Annotated in this window: 21 protein-coding genes; 7 read left to right on the top strand and 14 right to left on the bottom strand. The window is 70.1% G+C overall.

Annotation, left to right across the window (positions count from 1 at the left end; all coding sequences use genetic code 11):
- Positions 1 to 126: 126 nt before the first annotated feature.
- Complete coding sequence (locus NGH83_RS14080; protein ID WP_251856879.1) at positions 127 to 2,061, top strand: S16 family serine protease; 1,935 nt, start codon at positions 127 to 129, stop codon at positions 2,059 to 2,061.
- 101 nt (positions 2,062 to 2,162) lie between these two features.
- Here NGH83_RS14080 and NGH83_RS14075 read toward each other — a convergent pair whose 3' ends face one another.
- The 5 genes from NGH83_RS14075 to NGH83_RS14055 form a co-directional block, all read right to left on the bottom strand.
- A complete protein-coding gene (locus tag NGH83_RS14075) occupies positions 2,163 to 3,053 on the bottom strand; it encodes an SDR family oxidoreductase (protein WP_251856878.1) in 891 nt (296 codons plus the stop codon).
- Between the two features lie 162 nt (positions 3,054 to 3,215).
- On the bottom strand, positions 3,216 to 5,360 hold the full coding sequence (locus NGH83_RS14070) for an amino acid permease (RefSeq protein ID WP_251856877.1): 2,145 nt from the start codon (positions 5,358 to 5,360) through the stop codon (positions 3,216 to 3,218).
- Between the two features lie 64 nt (positions 5,361 to 5,424).
- Positions 5,425 to 6,045 (bottom strand): PadR family transcriptional regulator, encoded by a 621-nt coding sequence (locus NGH83_RS14065; RefSeq protein WP_251856876.1) that lies wholly within the window; start codon positions 6,043 to 6,045, stop codon positions 5,425 to 5,427.
- Positions 6,042 to 6,842, bottom strand: a complete 801-nt coding sequence (locus tag NGH83_RS14060) for a DUF4097 family beta strand repeat-containing protein (protein ID WP_251856875.1) — start codon at positions 6,840 to 6,842, stop codon at positions 6,042 to 6,044. Before NGH83_RS14060 ends, NGH83_RS14065 begins: the two co-directional genes overlap by 4 nt.
- A gap of 88 nt (positions 6,843 to 6,930) precedes the next feature.
- Positions 6,931 to 7,560, bottom strand: coding sequence for a YitT family protein (locus tag NGH83_RS14055; protein WP_251856874.1), 630 nt, complete (start codon positions 7,558 to 7,560; stop codon positions 6,931 to 6,933).
- 87 nt (positions 7,561 to 7,647) lie between these two features.
- Between NGH83_RS14055 and NGH83_RS14050 the strand changes: the two genes are divergently transcribed.
- From NGH83_RS14050 to NGH83_RS14040, 3 genes are all read left to right on the top strand, one after another.
- On the top strand, positions 7,648 to 9,048 hold the full coding sequence (locus NGH83_RS14050; RefSeq protein ID WP_251856873.1) for a PLP-dependent aminotransferase family protein: 1,401 nt from the start codon (positions 7,648 to 7,650) through the stop codon (positions 9,046 to 9,048).
- An 86-nt stretch (positions 9,049 to 9,134) separates the two neighbouring features.
- Positions 9,135 to 12,224, top strand: coding sequence for an efflux RND transporter permease subunit (locus NGH83_RS14045; protein ID WP_251856872.1), 3,090 nt, complete (start codon positions 9,135 to 9,137; stop codon positions 12,222 to 12,224).
- Between the two features lie 247 nt (positions 12,225 to 12,471).
- The gene (locus tag NGH83_RS14040) at positions 12,472 to 14,625 is read left to right on the top strand and encodes a DEAD/DEAH box helicase (protein ID WP_251856871.1); all 2,154 of its coding nucleotides are present in this window, start codon (positions 12,472 to 12,474) and stop codon (positions 14,623 to 14,625) included.
- A gap of 563 nt (positions 14,626 to 15,188) precedes the next feature.
- On the opposite strand, the gene NGH83_RS14035 is transcribed toward NGH83_RS14040, so the two are convergent.
- From NGH83_RS14035 to NGH83_RS14000, 8 genes are all read right to left on the bottom strand, one after another.
- Positions 15,189 to 16,502 carry an HNH endonuclease signature motif containing protein gene (locus NGH83_RS14035; RefSeq protein ID WP_251856870.1) on the bottom strand — a complete coding sequence of 438 codons (1,314 nt, stop codon included), beginning with the start codon at positions 16,500 to 16,502 and terminating at the stop codon, positions 15,189 to 15,191.
- 327 nt (positions 16,503 to 16,829) lie between these two features.
- Complete coding sequence (locus tag NGH83_RS14030) at positions 16,830 to 17,417, bottom strand: uracil-DNA glycosylase family protein (RefSeq protein ID WP_251856869.1); 588 nt, start codon at positions 17,415 to 17,417, stop codon at positions 16,830 to 16,832.
- A gap of 24 nt (positions 17,418 to 17,441) precedes the next feature.
- Positions 17,442 to 18,260, bottom strand: coding sequence for a siderophore-interacting protein (locus tag NGH83_RS14025; protein ID WP_251856868.1), 819 nt, complete (start codon positions 18,258 to 18,260; stop codon positions 17,442 to 17,444).
- Positions 18,253 to 18,840, bottom strand: a complete 588-nt coding sequence (locus NGH83_RS14020) for an ECF transporter S component (protein WP_251856867.1) — start codon at positions 18,838 to 18,840, stop codon at positions 18,253 to 18,255. Before NGH83_RS14020 ends, NGH83_RS14025 begins: the two co-directional genes overlap by 8 nt.
- Positions 18,837 to 19,670: an energy-coupling factor transporter transmembrane protein EcfT gene (locus NGH83_RS14015; RefSeq protein ID WP_251856866.1), complete on the bottom strand. Its 834-nt coding sequence runs from the start codon at positions 19,668 to 19,670 to the stop codon at positions 18,837 to 18,839. The genes NGH83_RS14020 and NGH83_RS14015 overlap by 4 nt, the downstream gene beginning before the upstream one ends.
- A complete protein-coding gene (locus NGH83_RS14010) occupies positions 19,667 to 21,382 on the bottom strand; it encodes an ABC transporter ATP-binding protein (RefSeq protein ID WP_251856865.1) in 1,716 nt (571 codons plus the stop codon). Before NGH83_RS14010 ends, NGH83_RS14015 begins: the two co-directional genes overlap by 4 nt.
- An 85-nt stretch (positions 21,383 to 21,467) precedes the next feature.
- Positions 21,468 to 22,040, bottom strand: coding sequence for an ECF transporter S component (locus NGH83_RS14005; RefSeq protein ID WP_251856864.1), 573 nt, complete (start codon positions 22,038 to 22,040; stop codon positions 21,468 to 21,470).
- 81 nt (positions 22,041 to 22,121) lie between these two features.
- On the bottom strand, positions 22,122 to 23,060 hold the full coding sequence (locus NGH83_RS14000; RefSeq protein WP_251856863.1) for an NADP-dependent oxidoreductase: 939 nt from the start codon (positions 23,058 to 23,060) through the stop codon (positions 22,122 to 22,124).
- 88 nt (positions 23,061 to 23,148) lie between these two features.
- On the opposite strand from NGH83_RS14000, the gene NGH83_RS13995 reads away from it, so the two are divergent.
- Positions 23,149 to 23,667 carry a MarR family winged helix-turn-helix transcriptional regulator gene (locus NGH83_RS13995; protein WP_251856862.1) on the top strand — a complete coding sequence of 173 codons (519 nt, stop codon included), beginning with the start codon at positions 23,149 to 23,151 and terminating at the stop codon, positions 23,665 to 23,667.
- Positions 23,668 to 23,773: 106 nt separating this feature from the next.
- Complete coding sequence (gene recQ / locus NGH83_RS13990; protein ID WP_251856861.1) at positions 23,774 to 25,615, top strand: DNA helicase RecQ; 1,842 nt, start codon at positions 23,774 to 23,776, stop codon at positions 25,613 to 25,615.
- A 16-nt stretch (positions 25,616 to 25,631) separates the two neighbouring features.
- Here recQ and NGH83_RS15285 read toward each other — a convergent pair whose 3' ends face one another.
- Positions 25,632 to 25,766 (bottom strand): hypothetical protein, encoded by a 135-nt coding sequence (locus NGH83_RS15285; RefSeq protein ID WP_256470105.1) that lies wholly within the window; start codon positions 25,764 to 25,766, stop codon positions 25,632 to 25,634.
- A 50-nt stretch (positions 25,767 to 25,816) separates the two neighbouring features.
- On the opposite strand from NGH83_RS15285, the gene NGH83_RS13985 reads away from it, so the two are divergent.
- Positions 25,817 to 26,686: a neutral zinc metallopeptidase gene (locus tag NGH83_RS13985; protein WP_251856860.1), complete on the top strand. Its 870-nt coding sequence runs from the start codon at positions 25,817 to 25,819 to the stop codon at positions 26,684 to 26,686.
- Positions 26,687 to 26,704 lie beyond the last annotated feature (18 nt).

Raw genomic sequence — 26,704 nt, 5'->3', positions numbered from 1 at the left:
GCATCATTCATGTGACATTTGCTGGACGGTCGACCGATCGCCGTTTAGGTTGATGGAGGTCGCAGGCGAGCCGCTGGCGCGCCCTGCGAACCCACCAGTGCATGCGCGGCGAGAGGATCCACCTCAGTGAAGCGAACGTCGAAGCGGGGTTCCCTCGCCGTAGTCCTGGCCTCCGTCCTCGTCGTCTCGCTCACCGGTTGCGTGAACATCCCGCAACTGCTCGGCGGAAGCGGCGGCGACGGCGGCTACCGCAGCGAGTCGGTCGAACTCAAGGTGCTCTACGCCGCGGGGGACACCGGGGGAGTGGCGACCCAGCGCATCTCGGTCGGCGAGTCCGACGACGGCGAACTCGCGATCGACATCTCCGAGGACGAGGTCGCCGGCATCGGCGACATGACCCGCGCCGCGTCGTGGAACGCCGTGTCGGTCGCGACCCTGCTCACCGGAGCGCCGATCGACGTCGCCTACCGTTTCGCGTTCGACGGTCGCATCGACGGACCGAGTGCGGGTGCGCTCACCACGGTCGGCGTGCTGTCGATGTTCTACGGCGACGAGATCGACCCCGAGGCGACGATGACGGGCACGATCAACCCGACGGGTACGGTCGGCACGGTCGGCGGCATCCCGGAGAAGCTGCAGGGCGTCATCGACGCCGGGGAGCTGACCCGCGTCCTGATCCCCGCGGGGCAGCGCAACTCGCCGAACGCCGCGGGCGAGCTCGTCGACGTCGTCGCGCTCGGCGCCCAGAACGACGTCGAGGTCATCGAGGTGGCCGACATCTACGAGGCGTACCGGCAGCTGACCGGGGCGGAACTGCCGTCGCCTCAGGCGGGCGTGACGCCGAAGGTGGCGGGCGTCGGCTACGACAAGTTCCGCAGCGCGACCGATGCCGCGCTCGCCCGGTTCGACCGGTCGATGGCCGACTTCGCCGGTCTCGATCCGCTCATCCAGGCGGGCGCGGGCACCCTGCCCGCCGAGGCGCAGGGATACGCGGATCGTGCCCGCGATCTGCAGACGCAGGGATTGCAGGGTGGCGCGTTCTTCGAGGCGTCGAGCGCCGCGCTCTACATGCAGGCGGTCGCGGAGACCTTCACGACGCTGCAGCAGCTCCTCACCCAGGGTGGCGACGTGATCGGCAGCCGTCTCAACGCGTCGGCCACGGCCGAGGCGGAGTTCAACGCGTTCATCGACCAGCTCGGCACCTACTCGCCCGAGACCCTGAACGACGCCGAGGGCCTCATCGCCGCGTACGGCAACGCGTTCGACGCCTTCGCCCTGCTGCAGTACGCGACGGCGTCGCTGCAGACCATCGCCGATCGCATTTCGTCCGCCGCGTACACGACGCCCGAGCAGGTCCTCACCGACGCGTTGATGCCGCTCATCTACTACGACTTCGCGCGTGGTCAGCTGGAGTTCTCGAAGGCCGTCTTCGAGGTGGGCCGTGACAACGGCGGCGCGCCGATCGCTGAGGACGCCGACCTCGAGGCGATCTCGTCCTTCTTCCGCCGCGCCGCCGACGCCAACTGGGCGGCGTTCGAGACGGGCGTCATCCAGCCCGCGGCGCAGTCACGGGGAGAGTCGAACGACGTCTACCGAGGCCTGCTCGGGTCGGTCGACCTGGAGGTCGCCCTCGCCTTCACGGCACAGCAGTCGTTGCCCGCGATCCAGGACTACATCGGCGACAGCCCGAACGCGAGCTACGCGGCGCTCGGCTACGGCTACGTCAACTACGCGCGCAATGCGGTGCTGATCGAGAAGTACTACAACAACGGCGTCCTCGACGAGAACCTGGCCCTGGTCGGCGTCCGATCCGACACGATCCTCACTCGCGCGCTCGACCTCGGTCGCGATCAGCTCGGCAAGGGCATCGGCGTGCTGGCGGCGGAGGGGACTGACACCGTGCTGGCCACGGGCGCGTATGAGCAGGCGGGCGTCGCGCGCGAGGGAGCCGTTGCCGACAAGTTCCAGGCGATCTCGCAGTACGCGGGTTCGTTCGTCAGCGCCCGCATCCTCGCCTTCGCCGGCGGCTTCCCGGAACGCGGCTACACCCGACAGCAATAGACCCCCGCGAGCGCGGTGTGTTGCTCCGAGCGCGGATGTTCAAACACCAGCGCTCGATGCAACACACCGCGCTCGCAGGGGTATGGCGGTGAGACTGTGGGTCAGTGGACGGGGGTGCCGCCCGTGACGGCGATGGTCTCGCCGCTGGTGTAGCTCGACGCCTGCTCGGCGAGGTACACGTAGGTCGACGAGAGCTCGACGGGCTGACCGGGACGTCCGTAGGTCGACTCCTCGCCGAAGCTCTCGATCTTCTCGTTCGGCACGCTCGACGGCTGCAGCGGAGTCCAGAACGGGCCCGGCGCGACGCCGTTCACACGGATGCCGTCCTCGGCCAGCTGTCCGGCCATGGCGCGGGTCCAGTTCGCGATGCCCGCCTTCGTCACGGCGTACTCGACGAGCGTCGGCGAGGGCTGGAAGCCCTGGATCGACGAGGTCGTGATGATTGCGGCGCCCGGCTTCAGGTGCGGCTTCGCGGCCTTCGTCAGCCAGAACAGCGAGTGGATGTTGAGCTTCAGCAGGTCGTCGAACACCGCGGTGTCGAAGTCGTCGATGCCGGAGACGGTCGGCATCTTGCCGCCGATCATCACGAGGATGTCGAGCCCGCCGAGCTCGGCGACCGTCTTCTCCACCAGTTCGGAGTTGAACGCCTCGTCGGTGAGGTCGCCGGGGATGAGGACGACCTTGCTGCCGGTGTCGCCGGCGTACTTCGCGGTGTCCTCGGCGTCGGGGGCCTCCTCGTCGAGGTAGTTGAGGGCGACGTCGGCGCCCTCGCGGCCGAACGCGATCGCGACGGCGCGGCCGATGCCCGAGTCGCCGCCGGTGATGAGCGCCTTGCGGCCCTTCAGTCGGCCCGAGCCCGTGTAGCTGTCCTCGCCGTGGTCGGGGCGCGGCTCCATGTCGAAGATGCTGCCGGGCACCGGCTGCTGCTGTGCCTTGAACGGCGGCTGCGGGTACTTGGTGGTGACGTCGGTGGGCTCGTAGAGATCGGTCATGCACCCAACGCTAGGCACCGCTTCTCAACGAACCCCCGAGATTCTCCCAGACTGCCTGGGAGTCGAAACCCTTATACCCTCGCGAGCGCGGTGTGTTGCGCCGACCGCGGGTGTCTGAACAGGCGCGCTCGCAGCAACACACCGCGCTCGCTGGGGTAACGGCTACTTCTTGCGGGGTTGGCGCTTGTTGCGCGGGGGCTGCTTCACCAGTTCGACGTCGGGATCCTTCGGCCGGAGGGCGTTGGCCGTGGCCACCGCCGAGCGGGTGGCCTCGTCGTTGGCGGGCTGCAACGGGCGGCGCGGCATCGGGCGCACGGGCTCACCGCGGCGCTCCTGACCGGGGATCGGACGCGACCGGCGCCCGTAGATGAGGTCGGACGAGTCGAGCAACCAGGGGACGATCGCGATCGCGACGCCGTGCTGCAGCGCCAGCTTCTGCTGAATGCGTCGTGCCTTGTGGTTGTGCAGCAGGCGCTCCCACCAGTGTCCGACGATGTACGACGGCATATAGACGGTGACGACCTCGCCGCCGGCGTGCTCCTGATGCTTCCGGATGTACTTCACGAGCGGCCAGCCGATGTCGCGGTAGGGCGAGCGCAGCACGCACAGCGGCACCTTGATGTTCATCTGCTGCCATTCGAGCTCGAGCCGTTCGGTGGCGTCGTCGTCGATCGACACGTGCACCGCCTCGAGGCTCTCGTGCCGGGCGGCGATGGCGTAGTCGAGCGCCTTGAGGGTCGGCTTCTGCATGCGCCCGACGAGCACGATTGCGTGATCGTGGGCCGACCCGAACGTGGTGTGCGAATCGACCTCGACCTCGCGTTCGACGTCGCGGTAATAGCGGTTCACCCCGAGCATGAGCAGGAACAGGATGGGCATGATGACGAAGACGATCCACGCGCCGTGGATGAACTTCGTGTAGGTAACGACGAGCAGCACGCCGCCGGTCATGGCGGCGCCGATGGCGTTGATGGCGAGCCCGCCCCAGATGGAGCCAGCCCTGCCGCCCGGCTTGCGTAGCTCGCGCAGCCAGTGCTTCACCATACCGATCTGGCCGAGGGTGAACGAGACGAAGACGCCGATGATGTAGAGCTGGATCAGGCCGGTGACGCTCGCCTGGAAGACGATGAGGATGGCGCCGGCGGCGAGGGCGAGGATCAGCACTCCGTTGCTGAAGATGAGGCGGTCGCCGCGGGTGGACAGCGCCTTGGGGGCGTAGCCGTCGCGGGCGATGATCGAGCCGAGCAGCGGGAATCCGTTGAACGCGGTGTTGGCGGCGAGCAGCAGCACCGCCGCGGTGGTCGCCTGGATGATGAAGAAGAAGACGGAGAAGTCCCCGAACGTCGCCGCCGCGATCTGGGCGATGAGGCTGCGTTGCGGCACGCTCTCGCAGTTCGCGTAGCCGATGAGGTCGCAGGTGTGCTCGGAGTAGTGCACGTCGGAGATGAGGGCGACAGCGGTGAGGCCCGCGAAGAGCGTGATGGCGATGGCGCCCATCGCGACGAGAGTCAGCTGCGCATTGCGGATCTTGGGGGTGCGGAAGGCGGGCACGCCGTTCGAGATCGCCTCCACGCCGGTGAGCGCGGAACAGCCGCTCGAGAACGCGCGGAGCAGGAGCAGGACGAACCCTGCTTGGCTGAGCTGCTCGGCCTGGACGGTGTAGTCGGCGCTCTCGGCGACGGGTGCGTCGCCGAGAGCGGTGCGCACCAGCGCCGTCACGATCATGACGAGGACGCTGCCGACGAAGAGGTAGGTCGGCACCGCGAACGCCTTGCTCGACTCCCGCACCCCGCGGAGATTCACGGCGGCGAGCACGATGACGAAGAAGATGGCCAGCTCGACGCGTGCCGGGGCGAGGAACGGCAGCGCGGAGATGATGTTGTCGACGCCCGATGCCACCGACACGGCGACGGTCATCACGTAGTCGACGAGCAGCGCCGACGCGACCACCAGGCCGGCCTTCTCGCCGAGGTTCTTACTCGCCACCTCGTAGTCGCCGCCGCCCGATGGATAGGCCTTGATGAGCTGCCGGTACGAGGCGACGACGACGATGAGCAGGATGACGACCGCGGCCGCGACCCACGGCGCGAAGCTCAGGAAGGCGAGCCCGCCGAGGAGGAGCAGCATCAGCAGTTCCTGGGGCGCGTAGGCGACCGACGAGAGCGGGTCGCTGGCGAAGATCGGAAGCGCGAATCGCTTCGACAGCAGCTGGCCTTCGAGCTGATCGCTCGGCAGCTTCTCGCCGATCAGCCAGCGCTTGATCGTGCTTCCGCCAGCGGCTTCGCCGACCTCGGGGGTCTGAGTCACGAGCGAGAACACTACTCCGCGCCGGTTGCCTGTCAAGAACCCCGCATCGGGGGTCTTCGCGGCGTCATTTCAGGGTTTCGCGCACACTCCGCATCACCTGGTCGAGCCCGGATCGCAGCACGTCGACGGTCGCGGCGGTGACCCGGTCATGCACGACGGCCTGCCGGAGCTCGGTGCGCAGCTCGGCGCGGAAGCGTGCGAGCGCCGCCTCGGCGAGCTGGAGCTGCACCCGGCTGGCCACACGGGCTTCGTCCTCGTCGCGCTTCACCGAGCGAGCGTCGGCGTTGGCGGTGGCTCGCGCCTCACGGGTCGAGGCGGCGAGCTCGGCGCGCAGCGACTTCATAGCGTCGTCGACGGAGCGGCGGACCTCGTCGGCGAGGTGCCTCACCGAGTCCGTCACGAGCCCTTCGATGCCCTCGAGCTCGCCCGCGCGGCGGTGCAGCTCCTCGCGGCCGGCGTCGGTGATCTCGTAGACGCTCTTGCGCCCGTCGGAGGTCCGGGTGACGAGTCCGTCGTCCTCGAGCTTCGCGAGCCGCGGGTAGATGGTGCCGGCGCTCGGCACGTACGTGCCGCCGAATCGATCGGTCAGCGCCTGGATCAGTTCGTAGCCGTGCCGCGGCTGCTCGTCGAGCAGGGCGAGCAGGTAGAGGCGCAGGTGGCCGCGGCCGAAGACGGCGGGGGTCATGCCGTCACCTGGTGCAGCACCGAGATGCCGCCCGACACGGTGTTGGCGCGGAAGTCGACGAACCGCTGGTCGAGCGCGCCGAAGCTCGAGTCGTAGGAGCCGTAGACGCGCGAGAGGTGCTCGCCGTCGAGCTGCAGACGCCCGGACGCGGTGTTGATGCGATAGCGGATCGGCACGTCGGGCTCGAGTCGTGCCGTGATACCACCGCTGACGGTGTTGATCCTCACCGAGTCGGGCACTCCGGCGAGGTCGAGGAACACGTCGCCGCTCACCCCGTCGAGGCTGAGCTTCTCGATGGCGCCGGAGGCGGTCACGTCGCCGCTGACGGTGCGCACTGCGATGTCGCCCGTATGGTCGCGGATCGACACCTCGGCGCTCACCGCATTGACCTGGACCGGGCCGGAGTGCGAGTCGAGCACCAGGTCACCACTGACGGTGCTGAGCGACGCGGTCGCCGCGAGCCCGGACACGAGTGCCTCGGCGCTGACGACACCGAGCTTGAGTGCGACGTCGCGCGGGACGGTGAGGGTGATGTCGGCCTTAGCGGTTCCGCGGACCGAGGTGAAGACGTCGAGGAAGTTGTCCCAGCCGATCTGCGGGTGGTCGATCTCGAGTACGTCGCCCTCGACCGAGACGAGGAGCGGCTTGCCGCTCACCGAGTGGATGTCAACGCGGATCCCCGGCTCATCCTGTGCGATGACCGAGATCTGACCGCCGTAGAGGCCGACCTTGATCGAAGTCGCCCATTCGATGTCGATCGTGCGAGGCCCGTCGACGAGCCATTTCTCCTGAGCCATCACCGTCTCCTAACGCGATATATCTCGAATGCTAGACACGATATATCGCGTTCGGGATGACGCGCAAGCCCTTAGTCGAGCAGGGCGATCACCGGACGACCTCCGCTGTCTCGGGTTCGACCCGCGCGATACGACGGAGCGAGAAGAGCGGGATCGTCACGTGGCAGAGCGGGCCGATCAGCAGCGCGAAGGCGACCGTTCCGACGCCGACGTCCCCTCCCAGGGCCCATCCGGCGAGGAGGACCGTCACCTCGACGAGGCCGCGCGACAGCCAGATGGGCCAGCCGAGCCGGGCGGTGAGTCCCGTCATGAGGCCATCGCGGGGACCTGCGCCGTAGGAGGCGCCGACGTAGATGCCGGTGGCCGCCGCCAGGAGGACGGTTCCGCCGGCGAAGAGCGCAATCTGCCCGATGAGGAGGGTCGGCGTGGGGACGAGCCACAGCACGAACTGCGCGAAGGTGCCCACGAGCAGGACGTTGAGCGCGGTGCCGATGCCGGGCCGCTGGCGCAGAGGGATCCAGAAGAGGAGGACCACGGCCCCGACGAGGATGGTCACCACGCCGTACAGCAGGCCGGTCGACCGGGAGATGCCCTGCGCGAGGACGTCCCAGGGGCCGATGCCGATGGCTGCCTGCACGATCATGCCGTCGGCGACGCCGTACAGGGCGAGGCCGAACATCAGCACGGGAAGGCGAGTGGCGTGGGTCCAGCGGAGCATCCTGCAAGCCAATCGGCTTCGAGTACAGGCCACCAGGGCCACTCTCGATAAGGTGGCCTGATGGCGAGGGCGATCAGTGCGGACCAGATGCGAACGCTTCTGTCCGATTGGCGGCCGACCGACGGTGTCGGCTATCGCGCCCTCGCCGACCGCATCAGACTGCTGGCGATCGACGGCCGCATCGCGGTCGGAACGCGGCTTCCGGCGGAACGCGAGCTCTCAAGCGCTCTCGGCGTCAGTCGCACCACCTTGGCGGCCGCCCTCGACGACCTTCGCGCCACCGGCCACATCGTCACCCGGCGGGGCTCCGGCAGTGCGATCCGAGTCCCCGACGGTCGCCGCTCCGAGCTCGCCCCGCAGGGCGCGGCGCTCGACTTCGCCACCGCGTCGTCGCCCGCTACCCCGGCGTTCGAAGCCGCCGCCGCGCGGGCGCTGTCCGGGCTCGCCCCCGCGCTGACGAGCTCGGGGTACGAGCTGATCGGGTTGCCGCGGCTGCGCGAGGCGATCGCCGCCCACTTCGTGCGACGAGGCCTCCCTACGCGGCCGTCGCAGATCCTGGTCACCTCGGGGGCGCAGCCCGCTCTCGCCCTGCTCGCCCGCACGCTCGTGAGCCGCGGCGACCGCGCCCTCGTCGAGACGCCCGGCTACCCGCACGCCCACGAAGCCCTCCGCGCGGCGGGTGCGCGACTGCTGCCGCTGCCCGTCGACGCGGACACCGGTTGGGACATCGGCGAGGGCGAGCAGCTCCTGCGCCGCGCGGCGCCGGCGCTGGCCTACTTCATGCCCGACTTCCACAACCCGACGGGACGCTCGCTGTCGGTCGAGGGCCGTGAACGGTTCATCGGCGCCGCCCACGATGTCGGCGCCACCGTGATCGTCGACGAGACGACCGCCGAGCTCGACATCGACCGGGTCGGATCATTCCCGCCGCTCGCGAGTTTCGGCTCGACCAGATCGCGGGTGATCACGGTCGGGTCGGCGAGCAAGACCATGTGGGGCGGCTTGCGTGTCGGATGGATCCGCGCCTCCGAAGACGTGATCGCCGCGCTCGCCGCGACGCGCCCCATCGGCGACCTCGGAACCGCGGTGCTCGACCAGGTCGTGACGGCCGAGCTGTTCGACGACATCGATGCGGTGCTCGCGCATCGGCGGCGCGAGAGCGGGGCGGCGCGCGACGCCATCGTCGCCGCGGTCGCCGAGCGGCTCCCCGACTGGCGGGTGCCGTCGATCGACGGCGGTCTCGCGGCATGGGTGCGCTTCGATTCGCCGGTGAGTTCGCAGCTCGCGATCGGCGCCCGCGCCCGCGGGCTTCGCATCGCGGCGGGGCCGTGGTTCGGGCTCGACGGCGCCTTCGAACGGTTCATCCGCATCCCGTTCGGCCCCGGCGCGGATGCCGCGGTCGAGGCCGTCGGCATCCTCGCGGACGTGTGGGCGGATGTCGCCGACGCGCCGCGCAGCCTCGAGCAGCCCCTGGCCGCGGTGGTCTGAAGGGCGGTCGGAACGGCGGTGGAGGGAAACGGAGTGCTCAGGGTTCCGTAACCGAACCGATATCGCGGTCCGCGATAATCCACACTGTGCACGTACTGGCGATCGCAAGCCTCAAGAACCGTGCCCTGATCGCGCTCGTGACGATCGTCGCGGCCGTGTTCGGAGGCATCGCCCTCACATCGCTGAAGCAGGAGCTGATCCCGTCGATCCAGTTCCCGCAGATCGCGGTGATCACTCCCTACCAGGGTGCATCGCCCGAGGTCGTGAACCAGAGCGTCAGCGCTCCGATCGAGCAGGCGATCCGCGGCATCGCCGACGTCGAGAGCACCTCTGCCACCTCGAGCAGCGGGCAGTCGGTCGTCAGCGCGACCTTCGAGTACGGCACCGACCTGGCCGCCGCCGAGAACAAGGTCTCCGCCGCCCTCGGCCGCATTGCGTCGGTCCTCCCCGCCGATCTCGACCCCCAGGTGCTGAGCGGCAGCATCGACGACTTCCCGATCATCCAGCTCGCCGTGTCGGGTGACGACGCCTCCGCGCTCGCCGACCGGCTCGACCAGATCGCCGTGCAGCCCCTCGAGGAGCTCGACGGGGTCCGCGGTGTCACGGTCTCCGGTGCGCCTGGTCAGCGGGTCACCATCGCCGCCGACCAGGCGCAGCTCGCGGCGGCGGGAGTGACCAGCTCGGCCATCCGCGACGCCATCAGCAGCAGCGGGGTGCTGATCCCCGCCGGACAGATCACCCAAGACGGCCAGACCCTGTCCGTGCAGAGCGGCACGCGCCTCACGTCGGTCGATGAGATCGCCGCGCTGCCGCTCGTCGGCGGATCGGGCGAGACCACCATCGGTGCCGTCGCCTCGGTCGCGGTGACGGACAACCCGGCGACCTCGATCTCGCGCGTCAACGGCGAGCCCGCGCTCACCCTTGCGGTGACGAAGCTGCCCGACGCGAACACGGTCGAGGTGTCGCACCTCGTGAACGACGCGCTCCCCGAGATCCAGGCGGAACTGGGCGATGCGACCTTCACCACCGTCTTCGACCAGGCGCCCTACATCGAGGAGTCGATCGAGTCGCTCGCGACCGAGGGGCTGCTCGGCCTGGTGTTCGCGGTCATCGTGATCCTGGTCTTCCTGCTCTCGGTGCGGGCGACGCTCGTCACGGCGATCTCCATCCCGGCATCGGTTCTCATCACCTTCGTGGGGATGCAGTTCGCCGGCTACTCGCTGAACATCCTGACCCTCGGCGGTCTGACGATCGCGATCGGTCGCGTCGTCGACGACTCCATCGTCGTCATCGAGAACATCAAGCGGCACCTCGCGATCGACCACGAGAGCAAGGCGGCGACGGTGGCGAACGCGGTGCGCGAGGTCGCGGGCGCGGTCACCGCGTCGACCATCACGACCGTCGCGGTGTTCCTGCCCATCTCGTTCGTCGGCGGGTCGGTCGGTGAGCTGTTCCGTCCGTTCGGCCTCACGGTCACCATCGCGCTCGTCGCGTCGCTGCTCGTCTCGCTCACGATCGTGCCCGTTCTCGCCTACTGGTTCCTGCGGGCACCGAAACCGCATCGGCACGCGTCCGAGGCCGACGGCGAGGAGCGTCCGTCGCGTCTGCAGGTCGGCTATCTGCCGCTGCTCAAGGCGACTCTCGGCCGCCCCGTCGTCACGATCATCGTCGCGGGCATGATCCTCGTCGCCTCCGGTTGTCTCTCGTTCTTCATGAAGACGAACTTCCTGGGCGACAGCGGACAGAACACTCTGTCGGTGACCGAGGAGTTCGAGCCCGGCACCAGCCTCGACGTGAAGGACGAGGCCGCACAGCGCGCCGAAGCCGAGCTCGAGTCGATCGAGGGCATCGAGACGGTCCAGGTCACCATCGGCGGCGGCGGCCTCGCTGCGGGCTTCGGTTTCGGCGGCGGCTCGAACACGGCGAGCTACTCGATCACCACCGCGGACGGCGCCGACACCGCGGCGCTGCAGGACGAGGTGCGCGAGCGGCTCGACGGCCTCGACGGCGCGGGCGACTTCTCGATCTCCGAGTCGGCCGGTCTCGGTGCCTCGAGCACGATCGACGTCGAGATCGACGCGACCACTCAGTCCGACCTGCAGGACGCGACCGACACCGTCCTCGCGGCCATGCGCGACCTCGACGCCGTCGCCGAGGCGACGAGCAGCCTCGCCGCGGCGCAGCCGTTCATCGAGATCGCCGTCGACCGTGAAGCGGCAGCGCAGGCCGGATTCACCGAGGCGGCGCTCGCCGGATTCGTCTCGCAGGCGATGCAGCCGTCGACGATCGGGGCCATCACGATCGACGAGCAGCAGCTGTCGATCTACATCCAGCCCGAGACGAGCCCCGCGACCCGCGACGAGCTCGCCGCCCTGCCGGTGCCGACGACCCGCGGACTCGTGCCGCTCGACACGCTCGCGAGCGTCGATATCACCGAGGGGCCCGCGACGGTCACCACCAACAACGGCACCCGCAACGCGACGGTCTCGGTGACGCCGGCCTCCGACAACCTCGCCGAGGCGAACGCCGCCGTGCAGGGAGCGCTCGACGACCTCGATCTGCCGGCCGGTGTCGGCACCCAGCTCGGCGGTGTGACCGCGGACCAGAACGAAGCGTTCTCGCAGCTCGGACTTGCGATGCTCGCCGCGATCCTCATCGTCTACGTCGTCATGGTCGCGACCTTCCGCAGCCTGCTGCAGCCGCTGCTTCTGCTCGTGTCGGTGCCGTTCGCGGCGACCGGAGCGATCCTGCTGCAGGTGGCGACCGGCATCCCGCTCGGTGTCGCCTCGCTCATCGGCGTGCTCATGCTGATCGGCATCGTGGTGACGAACGCGATCGTGCTCGTCGACCTCATCAACCAGTACCGCGACCGTGGCCTGAAGGTGCGGGAGGCGATCGTCGAGGGAGCGAGCCGCAGACTCCGGCCGATCCTCATGACGGCGCTCGCGACGATCTTCGCGCTGTTGCCGATGGCGGTCGGGCTCACCGGCGGTGGCGGCTTCATCTCGCAGCCGCTCGCCCTCGTGGTGATCGGCGGTCTGGTGTCGTCGACGGCGCTGACCCTCATCGTGCTGCCGGTGCTGTACCTGCTGGTCGAAGGAGGGCGGGAGCGCCGACGCGACCGTCGCGCGGCCCGCGCCGCCGCCGAGGAACCCGCACCCACCCCCGCCGCCTGAGCGAAGCGATACGAAGGACGCCTCCGCAGGGCCGCGTGACAGATACGCCCTGATCGGGTAACGTTTCCCGGTCGGCTCGTGACGAGGGCTCCGGTGATGCCGGTGCTGCCTGAGGTTCTCAGGATGTGATCACGCAGGGCCGGTTCCGCCAGCGGATCGCTGGAAATCATCCATCGAATCGGCCCGGCCAGAGTGGTGTCCGGGGTTTTCCGCCGTCGTCGTACGGCTTCTCCAGGAGTACTTCTTCATGCCTTCTTCCAACTCGAATCCGCGCCGCCCCGGCGCCTCCGCGGGCCGCAAGGCCGGCAGTGTCAGCCCGAAGCACCGCGGTTACCGACCCGAGCCCGAGACCCGCGGCAAGGACCGGTGGAACAACGACGAGCGCGCGGCTCGCGGGTCCGCCCCTCGTCGTGGAGCCGACTCGGCGTCCGAGCGCAGCGACGGTCGTCCTGACTGGACTCCGCCGGAGGCCCGCCCGAAGCGCGCCGGAGCCGCCGCGTCGCAGCAGCGCCGCGCCCGCGCCGAGCAGAACTCCCGCTTCCGCGGCGACGCCCCTCGTGGCGGCGACCGCTACAACCGCGACGACCGCGCGCCGCGCCAGGACCGCGATGACCGCGGTTCGCGCTACGGCCGCGATGACCGTGCGCCCCGTCAGGACCGCGACGACCGTGGTTCCCGTTACGGCCGCGAGGACCGTGCGCCCCGGTACGGTCGTGACGACCGTGCTCCGCGTCAGGATCGGGATGACCGCGCTCCTCGGTACGGCCGCGATGACCGCGCTTCGCGGCAGGACCGTGACGATCGTGGTTCGCGCTTCGGCCGTGACGACCGTGCGCCCCGATACGGTCGCGACGATCGCGCTTCGCGGCAGGACCGTGACGATCGTGGTTCGCGCTTCGGCCGTGACGACCGTGCGCCCCGATATGGCCGCGACGATCGCGCTCCGCGCCAGGACCGTGACGACCGCGGCTCGCGCTTCGGCCGCGACGACCGTGCGCCCCGTCAGGATCGGTTCTCGCGCGACGACCGCGCGCCGCGTCGGGACCGCGACGAACGGGCTCCCCGGTACGGCCGCGATGACCGCGCGCCGCGCTTCGACCGCGCCCCGCACCGCGACACCGATGCGACGCCGATGCACTCCGACTTCTACGGTCGCCCCGACCGCGACATGAGCCAGATCGAGGACGTCGTCCTCGACCGTCTCGAGGCGTCGGCGATCACCGCCGACGAGGTCGTCGGCACGACCTTCGGCTCGCTCGGGCTCGGCACCAACATCGTGCGCACCCTCGCAGAGCTGGGCGCCGAGACGCCGTTCCCGATTCAGGCCGCCACGATCCCCGATGTGCTCGCCCACCGCAACGTGCTCGGCCGCGGCCGCACCGGTTCGGGCAAGACCATCGCGTTCGGAGCGCCTCTCGTCGAGCGCCTGATGGAGAACTCGGGTGGCACCAAGCGTGCCGTCGGTCGTGCCCCGCGCGCGCTGATCCTGGCGCCGACGCGTGAGCTGGCCCTGCAGATCGACCGCACAGTGCAGCCGATCGCCCGCAGCGTCGGCCTCTTCACCACCCAGATCTACGGCGGCGTCCCGCAGGCCCGGCAGGTCGGTGCGCTGAAGCGCGGCGTCGACATCGTGATCGGTACGCCCGGTCGCATCGAAGACCTCGAGCAGCAGGGGCACCTCGACCTCTCGGACGTCGAGATCGTCGTGCTCGACGAAGCCGACCACATGTGCGACCTCGGCTTCCTCGAGCCGGTGCAGCGCATCCTCCGCTTCACCCGCCCCGACGGTCAGCGCCTGCTCTTCTCCGCGACGCTCGACACGGGTGTCGCGACGCTGGTCGACGAGTTCCTGCCCGAGCCGTCGGTGCACGAGGTCGCCGGTGAGAATCAGGAGACCTCCGACATCGACCACCGTCTGCTGCTCATCGAGCAGCGCGACAAGGTGGCGCTCGTCGCCGAACTCGCCAGCGGCCCGGGCAAGACCCTGGTGTTCGCACGAACCCGCGCCTTCGCCGAGCAGCTGGCGGAGGAGCTCGACGACGCGGGTGTGCCGGCGACGAGCCTTCACGGCGACCTCAACCAGGCGAAGCGCACCCGCAGCCTCGAGCGTCTGACGAGCGGCAAGGTCAACGTCCTCGTCGCCACCGACGTCGCGGCGCGTGGAATCCACGTCGACGACATCGGCCTCGTCATCCAGGCGGACATGCCGGAGGAGTACAAGACGTACCTTCACCGCGCGGGCCGCACGGGGCGCGCCGGCAAGAAGGGCATCGTCGTGACCCTCATCGGCAAGAACCGCCGCCGCAAGATGGAGGAGCTGCTCGGCCGCGCCGAGATCACGGCGACCGCCACCCCGGTGACCCCGGGCGACGCGACCATCTCGGAACTCCTCGACCGCTAGAGCCGGAGTAACCAGACGGGTGGGCATTCGCATCGGAGCTTCGGTGCGGTGCCCACTTCGACATTTCGGCCGATGCATCCGCCCGTTGAGCGAAGCGATACCGCGACACCGCGGCGCGGTCGTACTGCCGCATCCGGCGGTCGCCTGGTCATTGAGGAGGGCCGCCAGGCCCGTCGCGAAATGACGGGAGTTGCGCTTGGGGTAGGAGCCTTAGCGTGATTCGTCGACCCGTCGCATCGCAGGGCCGCTGCGCGGCGGCTCAGCGACCGGGGTTTCCTGGTCACCCCGGAGGGCCGCCAGGCCCGTCGCGAAATGACGGGAACGGAGCTTGGGCTCGGAGCCTCAGCGCGATTCGTCGACCCGTCGCATCGCAGGGCCGCTGCGCGGCGGCTCAGCGACCGGGGTTTCCTGGTCACCCCGGAGGGCCGCCAGGCCCGTCGCGAAATGACGGGAACGGAGCTTGGGCTCGGAGCCTCAGCGTGATCCGTCGACCCGTCGCATCGCCAGGGCCGCTGCGCGGCGGCTCAGCGACCAGGTGTGCAGGGTCGCCTGTCGGAGCGACGTCAGAAGGGTGGTGGGTCGTTGTCGAGCCAGGCGGTTTGGGTGATGACGCCGGCGCCGATTCTGATGGCGGGTTTGGTGGTGTAGTCGCGGCCGAGGGGTGAGGTCCAGGTGTAATCGCCCGTGCCATCCCTTGCCTGCGTTACCACCCAGGCGGTGTTGTGTTTGAGTCGGTGGTGGCCCTTGCAGAGGCAGCCGAGGTTCCAGACGTTGGTGCCGCCGCCGTCTTCCCAGGCGACGGTGTGGTCGAGGTCCGACGCGACGGCGGGCCGGTTGCAGCCGACGAACCGGCAGGTCTCATCCCGCGCCCGCAGGAAACGCTTCAGCTCGGCGGGAACTTCGTACTTGTCGCGCCCGAAGGAGAGGATCACGCCGGTCTCCGGGTGGGTGAGGATGCGGTGGAACCCGGTCGCCGCCCCGGCGAGTTCCCGGGCGGTGTCGACCGAGATCGGCCCGTAGCCTTCGAGGTTCGCGGGTTCGTCGGACTTGCCGAGGATGGACAGTGCGGGGACGGTGACGTTCACGTTGGGCCGGACACCCCGGTGCAAGACCGGCTGCCGCGGCCCCTTTTCCGCGTCGGTGTCGGTGGACGGGAACACGGCACCGGGGTCGAGGAGCAGGGCGATGAACACATCGGCGCGTTTCTGCGCCAGGGTGCGGTTGTCCTCCGGGTCGGTAAGGGTGCGGGCGATCTGATCGACCCGGCTGTAGATCGCGACCGAGTGCTGAGCCGGGCCGTGCAGGAGCAGATCGGCCATGCCGTCCCGTTGCCCGGCTAGGCCGAGGTCGCGGAACTCGGCCGCGGTGGCGTGTCGTTGGGTGAGGTCCACTGCGCGGAGGTGCTCGCGGAGGGTGCGGGCCTTCCGGGCGAACTTCGGACCCGACAAGGCTGTGGCTTCGGGGAGGATCGCCGCCTCGAACACGGCTGTTTCGTCGGGGGTGAGGCCGGCGGCTTCGTCGACGATGACCTGCACCTGCCGATCCGACACCTGCCCGCGCTGCAGCGCGATCAGGGTCGAGGGAAGGTCGGTGGTCAACGCTTTGGCGCGGCCGATCAATGATTCGATGGTGCGCTCGGACAGTCCGAGGGCGGCGGCGAGTTCGGCGCGCATCGCCCTCACCCGCATGCCCGCGAGGGACGCTTTCGACGCGGAGGAGGACTCCCATTCGCGGCGGAACTGATCCACGACCTTGTACCGGTCGGCGGCCGCGGCGGCCTCGGCGCGTTTGGTGTCGAGGAGCCGGTCGGCGAGTCGGTTCAGGTGCTGCCGGGACTCGTCCTCGGGGGTCGTGTCGAGGTCGTCGAACTCTTCCAAGTCAGGCCAAGGACCAGCCATCAGTGGCGGTGCGGGCGACTTCGACATACCCACAGTGAAGCAGTGACCACCGACATTGCCCCGGCATCAGGACCCGGCCGCAATCTGCCCACTAGTCGCATCGCAGGGCCGCTGCGCGGCGGCTCAGCGACCGGGAATGCCTGGTCATTGAGGAGGGCCGCCAGGCCCGTCGCGAAATGACGGGACTTTGCACCGGGGTCGAAGCCTCAGCGCACTCTGCCGACTCGTCGCATCGCTGGGCCGCTGCGCGGCGGCTCAGCGACCGGGGATTCGCCAGGCCCGTCGCGATGCGACGCGAGTCTCGGTTCACGGCCAGCCGTCGAGCGCCTCCCGCACCTGCGCCCGGAGCAGTGGGACGGTCTCGTCGGCGAACCACGGATTGCGGGTGCGCCAGCCGCGGGCGAGCGGCGACGGGTGCACGATCGGGAACAGCGGCAGCAGGCTCGGCGCGGCCCGGACGTTGTCGGTGAGGGTCGGCCCCGCACGCCCGGCGAGGTAGCGGCGCTGCGCATACGAGCCGATGAGGATCGTCAGCCGCACCTCGGTCAACAGCTCGAGCAGCGGTGGATGCCAGAGCTGCGCGAAGTCGCGCCTCGGCGGAAGGTCGCCGCTGGTGCCCTTGCCGGGGAAGTAGAAATCCATCGGCAGGACGGCGACGTTGCGGGGGTCGTAGAACTCGTCGTCGGTGACGCCCATCCACGACCGCAGCAGCCGACCGCTCGGGTCGTTCCACGGGATGCCGGACTCCTGCGCGAGGCGACCGGGCGCCTGGCTGATGATGAGCACCCGCGCGGCGGGGTCGGCGACGAACAGCGGCCGCCAGCCCAACGCCGTCGCCCAGGCGTTGGAGGGATGCGCGGCGACCTCGTCGCGCAACCGTCCGAAAGCGTCCACCGGTACGAGTGTGCCAGGGCTTGTTCAGCGCCCCGCGTGGCCCTCGCGCCAGAAGCCGCAGAAGGTGACGTGCGTCTTCGGGACCTCCCGTTCCGACACGAGGAACCGGCGCGTCCCGGTCGCAATGCCGGATTCACCGATCGCGAACGCGTACAGGCCGGTCGGCGCGATGGCGAGTTCCCGCACGCGGGCCGCGGCGAGCGCCCCGACCTTCTCGTCGTGCCCTCGGACGAGTCCGTGCAGGCGCAGCATCGGCGGCGACTCGAGCAGCGCGAGGTCGCCCGCGTCGGGCACTTCGACCACGACGTCGCCGACCGCGGCGGGCCCGAGCGAGTCGATGATGCCGGCAATGGCGGGCAGACCGGTCTCGTCGCTGACGATGAGCACCGAGCGGGTGTCCTCGGGGGGCGCGAACAGGATGCCCTCGTCGAGGATCGCCACGCGGGCGCCCGGCCCGGCGGTCTGCGCCCACGCCGACGCGAATCCCTCGTCACCGTGCACGACGAAGTCGACATCGAGTTCGGGCGGTGAGTCGGCTGTGCCGGCGCGGTACGCGCGGACCGTGTAGTTGCGCAGCATCGGCCGTTCCCGCTTCGGGATGGTGAGGAACCGGGCGTACGAGAGCAGGCTGAGGTCCTTCGGCAGCCGCATCTCCTCGTGCCCTGGCAACGGCAGGAAGAGCCGGAACCACTGGTCGAATCCGAGCGGGGTGAAGTTGCGCAGCGACTCGCCCGCGAAGGTGATGCGGCGGAACGACGGGCTGATCGACTCGTTGCGGATGACCTCGGTGAAGATCATCGTCTTCTCCTGCGGCTGGATGCGCCGCTCGACTCCCTTAGACATCGGCGGACTTCGGCTGCACGCGAGGGCGTCGGGATCCGGACACGGCGAGACCGACTCCCGCCTTGCGCAGGCGGGCGGCGACGAACAGCGCGAGCCAGACGAAGGCGAACGAGGCGACCGCGGTGGCGGCGTAGAGGCCGATGAGCACGGCGGTCGAGCTCATCGCCGCATCGACGGCGACGACCCACAGCGTCGAGAACGCGGTGATGAGGACGACGTAGCCGAAGTAGAACACCCACTTCTTCCACACCCGGTAGAGGCTCACGGCGAACGGCAGCTCCGAGAGCACCCCGGCCATGATCACGGTGGGCAGCTGGGCGAAGCCGAACGGGGTGAGCGGCGCGTTGACGAGGCCGGCGAGCACCGCGATGAGCAGCCCGGCGCCGGGGCGCTGCAGCAGCGCCATGCCGGTCATCGACGGCAGGATCCACGCGCCGATGGTGACCGAGATGAAGGCGGGGGCGACGGCGGCGAGACCGATGCTCGCCCAGTTCATGCCGACGGTGAGCAGCCCGCCGGCGACGCCGAGCACGGCGCAGGTGAGCAGGTAGCGGGTGCTGGCGCGTTGTCGCGTGGTCATCGGACTCCGATCGGTGGGATCTCCGCGCTCGAGGCGGCGAGGAAGAGGGTGGCGGTGACGGCCCAGAAGGCGATCACGAAGAGGTAGTCGCGGGTGCGGAAGGGCACGAGGTGGCGTTCGGTGCGCGTGGGGTGCGCCCCGAACGCGCGCGAGTCCATCGACAGTGCGACGCGTTCGGCGTGCCGGATGGCGCTCGCGAGAAGGGGAACCACGTATCCGACCCATCGGCGCAGCGCCGGGACGGGGCCGCGTCCTCCCGCCATCCCGCGCACGCGGTGCGCGGCTCGGATGACGTCGAGCTCGTGGGCGAAGCGGGGCACGAAGCGATACGCGGCGAGGGTGGTGTAGCCGATCCGGTAGGGCACGCGCAGTTGCTGGATCATCGCGCGCACCAGGTCGGGGCCGGTGGTCGTGAGTCCGCCGAGCAGTGCGAGCGTCGCCAGCGCCGCGAGCCGCAGCGCGGTCGAGGCCCCGATGTAGAGCGCGCCGAGGTGGAAGCGGTAGTCGCCGACGCTCCACAGCACCGGTGTCTCGGCGACGGCGGCGGGGTCGGTCCACAGCGCGAAGCTACCGCTCAGCACGGCGATGCCGAGGGGCAGCAGCAGGAAGATCGCGAGAGCCGCGCGGCGCGACAGGGAGGCGCCGACGAGCAGCAGGATCCAGGCCAGCGCGATGAAGGCGGCCGGAGTGACGGGGTCGCGGGAGAACAGCAGGGCGACCATGGCGGGCAGCGGGGCCGCGATCTTCGCGAGCGGGTTCAGGCGGTAGAGGAACCGGATGGGGGCCGCGTCGTAGCGGTCGGCGAACGGGTCGATCGTGGTCGCGCTCATGGCCGGCCGCCGGGGAGGTCGGCGAGCCGGGACACCGAGCGCCAGTCGGGGTGGTTCTCGAGCCGCTGCATCGCTCGGGCGAGCGGCGGGCGCAGGAGGCCCGCCGTCTCCATGAGATCGGAGCCGAGGATGCTCGACGCCGGACCCTCGCCGAGTAGCCGTCCGCCGCCCATGACGGCGACGCGGTCCGCGTAGTCGGCGACGAGCTGCAGGTCGTGGGTCACGATGACGACCGTCGTGCCGTCGTCGCGGAGCCCGGCAAGGATGTCGAGTAGCTCACCGGCGTGCGCCCGGTCCTGCCCGAATGTGGGTTCGTCGAGCGCGAGGATCGGGGCTCCGGCGATCAGCGCGGTGCCGACGGAGAGGCGGCGCTTCTGACCGCCGGAGAGCAGGAAGGGGTGCCGGTCGCGAAGATCCGCGAGACCGAACCGGCGCAGCATCACGTCGACCCGGTCGTCGATCTCGGCGGCGTCGAGTCCGCGAATGCGAAGGCCGTGCGCGAGCTCGTCTGCGACGGTCGGTTCGAGGAACTGGTGCTCGGGGTTCTGGAACACGAAGCCGACCCGCGCGGCGAGGGCGCGCACGTCGGCGCGGGCGGGGTCGAGCCCATCGAGGAAGACGGTGCCGCGTGGCGGCGGGACGACACCGGCGATCGCCTGCAGGAGGGTGGTCTTGCCGGCCCCGTTCACACCGATGATCGCCGTGAGTTCGCCGGCGTGCAGGGTGAGGTCGACCTGATCGAGCAGTGTTCGGCCGTGCCGTGCGACGGTGAGCCCGCAGACCTCGACGGTCACCGGACTGTCGCGCTGGTGCGTCGAGGAGTCGTCGAGACCGGGGAGTTCGGGGAGGGCGTCGAGCGCCGCCGCGAGTTCCCGCCCGCTGAGGGGGAGCGCGTCGATCGGGATGCCGCGCTCGCGCAGGGCGAGGGCGGCGAGGGTCACGGTGGGCAGCCAGACTCCGAGGTCGCGGACCTCCACCGCGCGGTCGCGGAGGATGATGTCCCGAGGGCCGTCCATCGCGAGCGCGCCGTCCGCATCGAGCACGAGGACCCGATCGACGAGGCCGACCGCCGTGTCGAGGTTGTGTTCGATGAGCACGACGGAGAGCGACGAGTCGCGCACGAGGGTGGCGAGCACGGCGTAGACCTCGTCGATGCCGGTCGGGTCGAGATTCGCGGTCGGTTCGTCGAGCACGAGCACGGGCGAGCCGAGCGCGAGCGCGCACGCGATGGCGAGCCGCTGCCGACCGCCGCCGGAGAGTCGGTCGGGATTCTCGGCGCGCCGTTCCCACAGGCCGACCGCCCGCAGGGCTTCTTCGGCGCGGGCAAGCACCTCGTCGCGGGGGACGAGCAGGTTCTCGGGGCCGAAGCAGACCTCGTCGAGGAGGGTGCCGGTGACGATCTGCGCGTCGGGGTCCTGGAAGACCATGCCGACGGTGCGGCTCGCTTCGGCGACCGTGATGTCGGCGGTTGACCGGCCGGCGACGAAGACGTCGCCGTCGAGCTCGGCGGGCACGGCGTGAGGGATGAGCCCGTTGAGCGCGAGCGCGAGGGTCGACTTGCCGGATCCCGACGGTCCGAGAACGAGCAGCACCTCGCCGGGACGGACGCTCAGGTCGAGGGAGTGCGGTGTGCTCCGGTCGGCGCCGTCATGCCGGATCGCGACTCCGCGGGCCTCGATGAGGGGCGATCCCGATGTCGGCGGAGACTGCACGTCCGAGCGCGAGAGGGGGACTCGTGCGCTGGACAGGGCGGGCCTTTCGTGGAGCCGGAGGAAGCGCCGCTTAGCCTAGCCTTACCTACCTCGTGCCACCAGGCCGGACCGCCTCTGGGGCGGCGGACAGTCCGCGCGCCACCCCGGTGCGCCGCACCCCGTCGGCGACCGCGTGCCCGATGGCGGTGAAGATGACGGGGGAGCCGATCGAGGCGACCCACGCGAGGACCTGCGCCCACGTCGCGAGCGCTGCGACGGCGAACGCGAAGTAGACGACGAAGCCGAGCACGACTCCGGCCAGCACCGCTCCGACGTAGAGGAGCCAGACGGGGCGGCGGCGGTAGAGGGTCGCGGCGAAGGGCAGTTCCTGCAGCAGCCCGATGAGCGCGGCGGCCCCGATGGCGCGGAACGAGATGGAGGTGAACGGACTGACGACGACACCCGCGAGCGTCGCCGTGAGCAGACCGACCCCCGGCAGTCGGAGGAGCGCGATGGCGATCGCGCCGGGCAGGAAGTAGACGCCGAGGGTGGCGCCGTAGAGGAAGGGCGCGACCGCGGCGATGGTGCCGCTGACGAGCCCTTCGAGGATGAACACGATGCCGCCCGCGACTCCGATGGCGGCGCACGTCAGCAGCAGCCGAGTCGTGGAGCGTCGCATCCCGCAAGCCTATTGGTGGGCGGATGAACGGCAGGGTCCATGGTCACCTGGTCGCCGATCCGACCAGGTGACCGGTCGTCCTCACGCGGCGCTCGGGATGACGACGACCTTTCCGCGGATGCGGCCCTGCGCGGCCTGCTCGTGGACCCCGATCAGGTCGCGGAGGGGGATGCGGGAGGTCACGTCGACGACGAGCTCGCCCGAGTCGACGAGTGATACCAGCTCCGCCAGCTGGGCGGCGTCGCTGTGCACGTAGACCACCACGCCGCGCACGCCGCGCTCCTCGTCGCCGGGGGCGGGCATCCATGCGGTGGTGCTGACGACCACCCCGCCCGACCGCACGAGGGCGACGAGGGCGGTGAACTCCGCCGGGTCGATCGGGGCGAGGTTGAGCAGCACGTCGATCTGCTCCGAGACGGCGTCGAGAACCGGCTCGCTCGTGTGGTCGATGACCTGATCGGCTCCGCCCGCGGTGACCGCGGCGATGCTCGCCGGGCTCGCCGTCGCGATCACCGTGGCGCCGGCCCGCTTGGCGAGACGGACGGCGTGGCCGCCCACCGCGCCGCCGGCACCGACGATCAGCACCCGCTGGCCCGCCGTGAGCTGGCCGTGCTCGAAGAGTGCCTGCCACGCGGTGAGGCCCACCGATGGCAGCGCCGCCGCGTCGGACAGGTCGATGCGGGACGGTGCGGCGACCACGACCTCGCGCGGCGCGACCACGAACTCGGCGGCGGCGCCATCGGCGGTCATCGGCAGAAAGCCGACGACCGGGTCTCCGATTGCGATGTCGTCGACGCCCTCGCCGAGCGCATCGATCGTGCCCGACACGTCATACCCGGGGATGTGGGGGAGAGCGATCGGGATCGGCAACGTGCCCGCCCGCATCCCGTTGTCGGCGGCGTTGAACGCCGATCCGGCGACCCGGATCCGCACCTGCCCGGCGCCCGGCTCGGGTCGTTCGACGTCTTCATAGCGAAGGACCTCGGGGCCGCCCTGCTCGTGGAACCGTACTGCCTTCATCGTTGTCTCCTTCTTGTTTTGCTTCGAACTTGAAGCATCTGCAGAGAACGTAACACTGCTTCGAGTTCGAAGCAAGTAGGATCGGTGCATGACATCCGACGCCCCCTCGAAGGACTCCGCTCAGCTCTCGCCCGTCGAGCTCGATGCGTATTTCGCGCTCATCGAGGTGAGCAGCCTCGTGCGGCACGCGGTCGAGCAGCAGCTGCGGGAGGCGGGCGACCTCAGCTACGTGCAGTTCCAGCTGTTGGCCACGCTCGGGGATTCGCCGGCGGGCAGCTCGCGCATGACCGACCTGGCCGATGGCGTCGTCTACAGCCGCAGCGGGCTCACCTACCAAGCGCAGCTCCTCGAGCAGCGCGGCCTCGTCACCCGCGCGCCGTCACGGGAGGACGAGCGCAGCACAACGGTCACCCTCACCGACGCGGGCAGAGACGTGCTCGCCGCGGTGTTCCCCGGCCACATCGCCGTGCTGAAAGAGCTGCTGTTCGAGCCGCTGTCGGGCGGCGACGTCGAGGCGCTCGCCGGAGTGCTCGGCCGGGTACGCACGCATCTTCGGGCGTCCCCACCCCGGTCGGCGGCACCACGGCGCCGCAAGTCCTCCTCCTGACGCCGAGGCACGGCGACAGTTCCTCCCGATTCACGGATCGCCCGCGCGCGTCCCCGGACTCGCCGACGCAGCCCCACTGTCCGCGGTCGCGGTTACCATTTCGCGTGTGGCTGCCGCTCTGACCCTCGAATCCGGACTCGCCACACTCAGGTCCACGTTCGGCTACGACGAGTTCCGAGGCCAGCAGGGCGCGATCGTCGAGCACGTGCTGGGTGGCGGCGACGCCATCGTGCTCATGCCGACCGGCGGCGGCAAGTCGCTGTGCTACCAGATCCCCGCACTCGCGAGGCCCGGCACGGGTGTGGTGGTATCACCGCTCATCGCCCTCATGCACGACCAGGTCGAGGCGCTGCGTGCCGTCGGTGCGCGGGCCGAGTTCCTCAACTCCACACAGGACTCGGGCGAGCGCGCCCGGGTCGAGCAGGCGCTGCTCGCCGGCGAGGTCGACCTGCTCTACGTGGCTCCCGAGCGACTCGCTCTCGAGAGCACCCGCCGACTGCTCGACTCGGTGCACCGCGGGCCAGGGCTCTCGGTGCTCGCCATCGATGAGGCGCACTGCGTGGCGCAGTGGGGTCACGACTTCCGTCCCGACTACCTGACCCTCGGCGATCTCGGCGAGCGCTGGCCCGATGTGCCGCGCCTCGCCCTCACGGCGACCGCGACAGAGGCCACGCACCGCGAGCTCACCCATCGGTTGCAGCTCGACGGCGCGAAGCACTTCGTCTCGAGCTTCGACCGTCCGAACATCCAGTACCGCATCGTGCCGAAGGACGAGCCCCGCAAGCAGCTGCTCTCCTTCCTGCGCAGCGAGCACTCCGGCGATGCGGGCATCGTTTACGCGCTCTCCCGCAACAGCGTCGAGCAGACCGCCGAGTTCCTCGCGTCGAACGGCATCGCCGCGCTGCCGTACCACGCCGGCCTCGACGCCCGGGTGCGCGCCGTGAACCAGAGCCGGTTCCTCCGCGAGGACGGCATCGTCATGGTGGCGACGATCGCGTTCGGCATGGGCATCGACAAGCCCGATGTCCGCTTCGTCGCCCACATCGACCTGCCCAAGTCGGTCGAGGGCTACTACCAGGAGACCGGCCGCGCGGGCCGAGACGGTCTGCCGTCGACCGCCTGGCTCGCCTACGGGCTTCAGGACGTGGTGCAGCAGCGCCGCATGATCGAGAGCTCCGAGGGCGACGCCGCCCACCGTCGCCGACTGTCCGCGAATCTCGATGCGATGCTCGCGCTCTGCGAGACCGTCGACTGCCGCCGCCGTCAGGTGCTCGCCTACTTCGGCGAGGAGCGAGCCGAAGCGTGCGGCAACTGCGACACCTGCCTCGAGAAGCCCGAGACCTGGGACGGCACGGTGCCGGCGCAGAAGTTCCTCTCCACCGTCGTGCGCCTGCAGCGCGAGCGGGGGCAGCGCTTCGGTGGAGGCCAGATCGTCGACATCCTCCGCGGTAAGCAGACCGCCCGCACCCTGCAGCACCGCCACGAGCAGCTCGCCACGTGGGGCATCGGCGCCGATCTCAGCGACCAGCAGTGGCGCGGGGTGCTGCGCCAGCTCCTCGCGCAGGGGCTGCTCTCGGTCGCGGACGACGGCTACGGCACCCTCGTCCTCTCCGAGACGAGCGGCGATGTGCTCTCGGGCAAGCGGCGAGTGGCGATGCGGAAGGACACGGCGAGGGCGGGACGATCGAGCGGCTCGAGCAGTGCCCGGCGCGCGGTCGTCGAGTTGCCGCCCGAGGCGCAGCCGCTCTTCGAGGAGCTCCGCGAATGGCGTGCCGCCGAGGCCAAGGAGCAGGGAGTGCCGGCGTACGTCGTCTTCAACGACGCGTCGTTGCGCGAGTTGGCCACGGTCCGGCCGACCAGCATGAAGAACCTCGCCGGCATCACTGGTGTCGGCCAGGCGAAGCTCGACCGCTACGGCGAGAAGCTCCTCGCCGTGATCACGGGCTGAGCCTCACCGGCGGGCATCACCGGTCGCGGCGCTGACGGATCAGCACGATGAGCGCGGCGACGACGGTCGATGCGGCCACGAGCATGCCGACGACCAGCATGGCGTCACCGTAGAGCCCGCCCATCGCCTCCCTCTCTCGGTTCCCGTTCATCCTTCCATCGACTCGCCCCACTCTCAGGTCGATTTCTGTACGGTCGCGTCATGACGTTCGACGACGACGCGCGGATCGATTCGAGCAAGGTGAAGCGGCGCCGCCGCACCATCGGCGTCGGAGCCGCGGGCGGCGGTGGCCTCCTGGTCATCGGGCTGTTCGTCCTCTCGCAGGTGCTGGGCGTCGACCTCACCGGGCTCGCACCGCAGACCGGCGGCGGCGGAGCCGAGGAGGCCGACTCGCTGCAGAACTGCGAGACGGGCGCCGACGCCAATGCGTCGATCGACTGCCGCCTGGCGGGCGCCGCCGACTCGCTGTCGGGATACTGGTCGACCGAGGCGCAGACCCTCGGCATCACCGACTACGTCGACCCGCAGTTCTTCCTCTTCGACGACGCGACGAGCACCGGATGCGGTCAGGCGACGAGCGCCGTCGGCCCGTTCTACTGCCCGCCGGACACCTCGATCTACGTCGACACCGCCTTCTACGACGATCTCCGCGGCCGGTACGGCGCGAGCGGCGGCCCGCTCGCCGAGATGTACGTCGCCGCGCACGAGTGGGGTCACCACATCCAGAATCTCACCGGCGTCCTCGCCCGCGCGCAGGACGGCGACACCGGTCCCGACTCCAACGGCGTCCGGGTCGAGCTGCAGGCCGACTGCTACGCCGGAGCCTGGGTCGCCGCCGCCTCCGAAGCGGCCGGGACCTATGGTGAGCCGCTGCTCGACGAGGTCACGGACGCGCAGATCGCCGACGCGTTGAGCGCCGCGGCCGCGGTCGGCGACGACCGCATCCAGGGCACGACGGCGAACTCGGAGAGCTGGACTCACGGCTCGAGCGACCAGCGCCAGAAGTGGTTCACGCAGGGGCTGAACGGCGGACCCGCCGCCTGCGACACCTTCGCGGTCGCGACTCCGTGACCCGGCCGCCGCTCTGAC

Source organism: Herbiconiux sp. L3-i23 (assembly GCF_023734115.1).
Lineage (GTDB): Bacteria > Actinomycetota > Actinomycetes > Actinomycetales > Microbacteriaceae > Naasia.
Note: the sequence above shows the minus strand (reverse complement) of the source record. Positions and strands in the feature narration are given on the sequence as shown.

Bases quoted from the DNA above. Each gene is read 5' to 3' on its own strand.
- NGH83_RS14075 (WP_251856878.1), bottom strand. From the start codon at position 3,053: ATGACCGATCTCTACGAGCCCACCGACGTCACCACCAAGTACCCGCAG.
- NGH83_RS14065 (WP_251856876.1), bottom strand. From the start codon at position 6,045: ATGACCCCCGCCGTCTTCGGCCGCGGCCACCTGCGCCTCTACCTGCTC.
- NGH83_RS14060 (WP_251856875.1), bottom strand. From the start codon at position 6,842: ATGGCTCAGGAGAAATGGCTCGTCGACGGGCCTCGCACGATCGACATC.
- NGH83_RS14055 (WP_251856874.1), bottom strand. From the start codon at position 7,560: ATGCTCCGCTGGACCCACGCCACTCGCCTTCCCGTGCTGATGTTCGGC.
- NGH83_RS14050 (WP_251856873.1), top strand. From the start codon at position 7,648: ATGCGAACGCTTCTGTCCGATTGGCGGCCGACCGACGGTGTCGGCTAT.
- NGH83_RS14040 (WP_251856871.1), top strand. From the start codon at position 12,472: ATGCCTTCTTCCAACTCGAATCCGCGCCGCCCCGGCGCCTCCGCGGGC.
- NGH83_RS14025 (WP_251856868.1), bottom strand. From the start codon at position 18,260: ATGTCTAAGGGAGTCGAGCGGCGCATCCAGCCGCAGGAGAAGACGATG.
- NGH83_RS14020 (WP_251856867.1), bottom strand. From the start codon at position 18,840: ATGACCACGCGACAACGCGCCAGCACCCGCTACCTGCTCACCTGCGCC.
- NGH83_RS14015 (WP_251856866.1), bottom strand. From the start codon at position 19,670: ATGAGCGCGACCACGATCGACCCGTTCGCCGACCGCTACGACGCGGCC.
- NGH83_RS14005 (WP_251856864.1), bottom strand. From the start codon at position 22,040: ATGCGACGCTCCACGACTCGGCTGCTGCTGACGTGCGCCGCCATCGGA.
- NGH83_RS14000 (WP_251856863.1), bottom strand. From the start codon at position 23,060: ATGAAGGCAGTACGGTTCCACGAGCAGGGCGGCCCCGAGGTCCTTCGC.
- NGH83_RS13995 (WP_251856862.1), top strand. From the start codon at position 23,149: ATGACATCCGACGCCCCCTCGAAGGACTCCGCTCAGCTCTCGCCCGTC.
- NGH83_RS15285 (WP_256470105.1), bottom strand. From the start codon at position 25,766: ATGAACGGGAACCGAGAGAGGGAGGCGATGGGCGGGCTCTACGGTGAC.
- NGH83_RS13985 (WP_251856860.1), top strand. From the start codon at position 25,817: ATGACGTTCGACGACGACGCGCGGATCGATTCGAGCAAGGTGAAGCGG.